The 5596-nt window shown below is 67.7% G+C and carries 4 protein-coding genes and 2 pseudogenes; all 6 read left to right on the forward strand.

Annotation, left to right across the window (positions count from 1 at the left end; genetic code table 11):
- Window positions 1-607: pseudogene (locus tag BV907_RS19050) on the forward strand (hypothetical protein); the annotation flags it as partial.
- 40 nt (window positions 608-647) lie between these two features.
- Window positions 648-1385 (forward strand): Flp pilus assembly protein CpaB, encoded by a 738-nt coding sequence (cpaB, locus tag BV907_RS17940; protein WP_245828079.1) that lies wholly within the window; start codon window positions 648-650, stop codon window positions 1383-1385.
- Window positions 1382-2578: a CpaE/TadZ family protein gene (locus BV907_RS17945; RefSeq protein ID WP_077491116.1), complete on the forward strand. Its 1197-nt coding sequence runs from the start codon at window positions 1382-1384 to the stop codon at window positions 2576-2578. Before cpaB ends, BV907_RS17945 begins: the two co-directional genes overlap by 4 nt.
- Entirely contained in the window at window positions 2575-4083 is a 1509-nt protein-coding gene (locus BV907_RS17950) for a TadA family conjugal transfer-associated ATPase (protein WP_077491117.1), read from the forward strand. Before BV907_RS17945 ends, BV907_RS17950 begins: the two co-directional genes overlap by 4 nt.
- Complete coding sequence (locus BV907_RS17955; RefSeq protein ID WP_077491118.1) at window positions 4076-5020, forward strand: type II secretion system F family protein; 945 nt, start codon at window positions 4076-4078, stop codon at window positions 5018-5020. Before BV907_RS17950 ends, BV907_RS17955 begins: the two co-directional genes overlap by 8 nt.
- An 11-nt stretch (window positions 5021-5031) precedes the next feature.
- Window positions 5032-5596 (forward strand): annotated as a pseudogene (locus tag BV907_RS17960) (type II secretion system F family protein); the annotation flags it as partial.

Below are 5596 nucleotides of genomic sequence, written 5' to 3' on the forward strand. Positions count from 1 at the left end.
GTGGGGCTACCCCGGCGCAGGCTCGGGCTTCCCCCTCGCACTATCCGACACCTGCTTCGACCTCGCCCCGGGCACGGAAACGGGAGACTTGCAGAAGTTCTCCTACAAGCCGGGCAATGGCCAGAACGCGACGCCCTCCGACATGGAGTGCCAGCGCAACGCGAGCGGCCAGACCGTTCCAGGCGGCTGGGGCTGGCTGGACGAGTCCAGCCCGTGCGAGGCCGAGACGGCCGTGGACGAGACCATCGGCTCAGATCCCGGCAACGACCCCGCCGACTGCAAGCCGGTCCTGGATCAATGGATCGCCGACCTGGAAGCCGGCAAGAGCGTCGAGGTCCCCTTCCCGATCTTCGACTATGGGTCGTACGAGGGAAGCAAGGCGGAGTTCCACATCCTGGGCTACGCCACCCTCGAAATCGTCGCCTGGCAGTTCAGCGGTGCCGGCCGCAACCCGTTCACCTACATGCCGGCATCGCTCGACTCAGACATGACGTGCGCGGGCAGCGAGCGCTGCGTCATCGGCCGCTTCGTCAAGTTCGAATCCCTCGAAACCTGGAAGCTCGGAGGCGGCAACTTCGGCACCCCGGGCTACCAACTCATCGACTAAACCACAGGAGAACCCCATGAGGACCCGCCTACTGGGAGGCGTGGCCGCCTTGATTGTCGCAATCATCGGCACCTTCCTTCTCATCACCTACGTCAACGGCGCGGAGAGCCGCGCCTTCGCCGGCACGGAGACCCGCGAGGTCTACGTCGTCCAGACGGCAGTCGCCGCCAACACGCCGGCTGCATCTCTCGGCAACGCCGTCACCAAGAAGTCCCTTCCGGCCGCCGCCCTTCCGGAGGGCGCTCTGACGGATCTCAACGACCTCCAGGGAAAGGTCGCCGCCGTGGCCCTCGAGCCGGGCGAGGTGCTCCTGGCCTCCCGCTTCGCATCCCCCGATCAGGTCGAGGGGAAGGGCCGCGTCGCGGTGCCTGAGGGCATGCAGGAAGTGACGGTCAAGCTCCCGATCGAGCGCGTCGTCGGCGGCACTCTCTCCGCGGGGGACACGGTCGGCGTGTTCTTCTCGCTCGGTGACGGCGCGAACGGAGCCCAGACCCAGCTCACCTTCCACAAGGTCTTGGTCACTGGCGTGCAGTTGGCCTCAGGAGAAGCGGCCTCCAACAACGCCAGCTCCCCCCAAGAGAACGCCTCCGGTGGGGGTCTGAAGTCCAGTGGAGCAGCAGGCACGGGCGAGTACCTCGTGACTCTCGCACGGCCCGCAGCCGAGGCTGAGCGGATCGTCTTCGCCACGGAGTTCGGATCGCTCTACCTCTCGAAGGAACCCTCCAAGGCAATCGAGAACAACGAGGGTGTCGTCGACCGGACGAAGGTATTCCGATGAGCCGCTTCGCCCTCGTCACCGCTGACGCGGACTTCGAGCACCGGACCCGGCTGGCCACAGCCAGCCTGGCTGGGTCGCTCCAGGCCTTCCAGGCTGACTACCTCCCCGCCGAGGCGGCGGACCTCGTACGACAGCTCGTGGGCGAGCCGCTCGAGGTCCTCGTCCTCGGGCCGGACCTGCGCACCGATGACGTTCTGCGGTTCGCCGCCGCGCTCGATGTCGTCATGCCCCACGTCAGCACGGTCTACGCCGCACAGGCGACGCCCGATCTCGCGCTGTCGGCGATGCGTGCCGGCGTACGAGACCTCGTCACCCCGGACATCGACTCCAAGCTCCTGCGGGATCATCTCGAGGATGCCGCCCAGGCGGCAGCCACACGGGCTGCCGGCTCCCTCTTCTCGGAGGGGGCCTCCGCGCTCGAACAGGGGCAAGGCCGAGTCATCGCGGTCATGTCCCCCAAGGGGGGCGTCGGCAAGACGACCCTTGCGACCAACATTGCGGTGGGCCTCGGCAGGATCGCGCCGATGTCCGTGGTCGTCGTCGACCTCGATCTGCAGTTCGGCGATGTCGCGAGCGGCCTCGGTCTGACACCCGAGCGAACGATCGTCGACGCGGCGACGGGCCCGCAGGATGTCCTCTCGCTCAAGACGTACCTGACCTCGCATCCCGCAGGCATCTATGCGCTGTGCGCGCCGAGGAACCCTGCGGACGCGGATCGCATCAGCGTCCCGGTCGTCGCGGAGCTCATCAAGCACCTCACCACGCAGTTCCAGTTCGTCGTCATCGACACCTCCCCGGGTCTTGGAGAGCACGTGCTCGCCGTCCTCGAGCAGGCGACCGACGGCGTCTGGGTGTGCGGAATGGACATTCCCAGTGTCCGTGGCCTCAAGACGGGGCTGGAGGTCCTCGACGAGCTGCACCTGCTGCCGGAGAAGCGAATCGTCGTGCTCAACATGGCGGACCGCAAGGCCGGCATCAGCGTCAAGGACGTCGAGGCCACGCTGGGAGTCCCCGTCGACCTCGTGCTGCCCCGCTCGCGGGCTCTTCCCCTCAGCACCAACAGGGGCATTCCCGTGCTCCAGGACGGCCTGAGGGATCCAGTTGCCAAGGGGCTGCGCTCGCTCATCGAGCGGTTCAAGCCGCAGTGGGACAAGAACCATCGCCAGACCCATCGCCGGGAGGTGTTCCAATGAGTCTCTTCGACAGGCTGCACGCAACACGAGGCAGCGGGGGCGAGGACTCCGACGCCGCAGCAGACCCCCACCAGCCGACCGCACCGACGGACGCCCCACTTCTCGACAGGGGGCCGGCATCGACGCTGTCGGGGCGTGTCGAAGCGAAGGCTGCCGCCGATGCCGAGGCCAGGCAGGTCGCGACTCTTTCCACGCCCGGAGTGTCCGAGGCCTCGAGCCACGCCCTGCGCGAGCTCAAGGAGCAGGTCACGACGGATCTCTACGAGCGTGTCGGCGCCCGCATCGCGGATTCGGCGCTGGACGAGGCCCAGCTGCAGGACTACGTCCGCAGCGAGCTACGCACCGTCGTCGCCGAGCAGCAGGTCCCCCTCACGTCGTCGGAACGGGACAGCCTCATCAACGAGGTCATGGATGACGTCCTCGGCCTGGGCCCCATCCAGCGGTACATCGACGATCCCTCGGTCACGGAGGTCATGGTCAACCGCGCGGACCAGGTGTACGTCGAGCGCGACGGCCAGCTGTCCCCGACGTCGACGACCTTCGCTTCGGAGGAGCAGTTGCGCCGGGTGATCGATCGCATCGTCTCCCGGGTTGGCCGCCGCATCGACGAATCCTCGCCCCTCGTGGACGCCCGGCTCGCTGACGGTTCGCGCGTCAATGCGATCATCCCCCCACTGGCCGTCAACGGAGCCGCCCTCACGATCCGCAAGTTCTCGAAGGAGGCCCTGAGCGTTGAGAAGCTCATCGCGATCGGGTCGCTCACGCCTGAGATGGCGGAGCTTCTGCGGGCGTGCGTCGCGGCCCGGCTCAACGTGATCGTCTCGGGTGGCACTGGCACGGGCAAGACGACGCTCCTGAACGTCCTGTCCTCGTTCATTCCGCGCAGCGAGCGCATCGTGACGATCGAGGATGCGGTCGAGCTTCAGCTGCAGCAGGATCACGTCGTCCGGCTCGAGAGCCGCCCGCCCAACATCGAGGGCAAGGGCGCCATCACGATCCGCGACCTCGTGCGCAACTCCCTCCGCATGCGGCCCGACCGCATCGTCGTCGGCGAAGTCCGTGGCGGGGAGACCCTGGACATGCTGCAGGCCATGAACACCGGCCACGACGGCTCCCTGTCCACGGTCCACGCCAACACCCCCCGCGACGCGATCGCCCGCCTCGAGACCCTCGTGCTCATGGCGGGCATGGACCTCCCGCTCCGGGCCATCCGCGAACAGGTGGCCTCCGCGGTCAACCTCATCGTCCACCTGACCCGCCTCCGCGACGGCACCCGCCGCGTCACCCACGTGACGGAGGTCCAAGGGATGGAGGGCGACGTCGTCACCCTCCAGGACGCGTTCCTCTTCGACTACACGGCTGGGGTGGACTCGACGGGCCGCTTCCTGGGGAAGCCGATCCCGACCGGCGTGCGTCCCCGGTTCACGGAGCGCTTCGCGGAGCTCGGCATCCCCCTCAGCCCCGCGGTCTTCGGGAGCCAGTTCGGGAGGATGGGCCGTGGATAGCACACTCATCCTCGTCGTCGGCCTTGCGGCGGTGTACGCGGGGCTCGCTGGAGTGGTCATCATCTGGATGAAGTCAGGGCGGACCGTCACCAAGGACCGTCGCCGGCCGAAGTCGGCGAGTCACGACGAATCGGCGCTCTCTGCCCTCGCCGTCAGGGCTGTGGAAACCGTCAACAAGCAGCTGCATGGGCGTCAGCTCAAGCTCTTGGCGGTGGACAAGTTCGAGCAGGCGGGCGTGTCCCTGCGCGCGGCGGACTTCATCCTCATCTGTGTCTGCGGGGCGTTCGGCGTAGCAATTCTGGGGACGCTTCTCGCCAATCTGGGCCTGGGCGTCCTCCTGGCGCTGCTGTTCGTCGTCGGAATGCTCGTGTGGCTCAACCTCAAGGCATCAAAGCGGCAGGGCAAGTTCGCCGAGCAGTTGCCGGACACGCTCCAGCTGCTCACCGGCAGCCTGCGCGCAGGCCACAGCCTGCTTCGGGCCGTCGACACGGCCGCGGACCAGTCCTCCCAGCCCATGTCCGACGAACTGCGCCGAGTGGTCAACGAGAACCGGATCGGACGCGACCTAGGGGAGTCCATGGCCGAGACCGCGGCACGCACGAAGAGCCAGGACTTCCTGTGGACCGCGCAGGCCATCGAGACCCAGCGCGAGGTAGGCGGAAACCTCGCGGAGGTCCTGGACAACGTCAACAACACGATCAGGGAGCGGGCCTATCTTGCGCGGCAGGTCCGGGCGCTCACGGCGGAGGGACGGCTGTCCGCGATCGTCCTGGTCGGGCTGCCCATCGCCCTCCTGATCTTCATTTCGGTCATCAACCCGACGTACGCGAACGTGTTCTACACAACCCTCCCGGGCTGGATCATGCTCGGCGTCGTGGCCGTGATGCTCACCATCGGGACGATCTGGATGCTGCGGCTCACCAAGCCCAAGTACTAGGAGCACAGACAATGAACATCATCGCCCTGAGCGCCGTGCTCCTCGTCGTGGCGCCGGCAGCGTACCTGACGTGGGCCCTGGTCGCCGCCGACCGCACGTCACGCCAGCGCATCGAACAGAACCTCGGCCTGGCCAAGAACACCCCTCAGCGATCAGCGGCCTCTGTCCCTGAGGCGCTGACCCGGCTCGCCCAGAAGGCCGTGCCCGCCGGGTACGCCGGCTGGCTGGACACCAAGCTCGCGGGAGCCGGCCGGCCGAAGGCCTGGCCCCTCGAGCGCGTCCTCACCCTGAAGCCGGTCCTCGCGGCCGTCGGGCTCGCGGTGGGACTGGTGTTCCTGCTGCAAAGCCCCTCCGGGCCGTTTGTTGTGCTGCTGCTTGGCCTCGGCGCCTTCGGCTACTTCCTGCCCGACCTGCTGCTCATCAACGCCGCCACGAAGCGCCGTCGGGCCATCCAGTTCGCCCTGCCCAACATGCTCGACCAGATGCTCATCTCGGTCGAGGCCGGCGTCGGCTTCGAGAGCGCAATGACCAAGGCTGCGCAGAACAGCGCGGGCCCGCTCGCGGACGAGTTCGTGC

Origin of the sequence: Sinomonas mesophila (genome assembly GCF_001999765.1) — a bacterium.
GTDB classification, from domain to species: domain Bacteria; phylum Actinomycetota; class Actinomycetes; order Actinomycetales; family Micrococcaceae; genus Sinomonas; species Sinomonas mesophila.

Bases quoted from the DNA above. Each gene is read 5' to 3' on its own strand.
- BV907_RS17945 (WP_077491116.1), top strand. From the start codon at position 1,382: ATGAGCCGCTTCGCCCTCGTCACCGCTGACGCGGACTTCGAGCACCGG.
- BV907_RS17950 (WP_077491117.1), top strand. From the start codon at position 2,575: ATGAGTCTCTTCGACAGGCTGCACGCAACACGAGGCAGCGGGGGCGAG.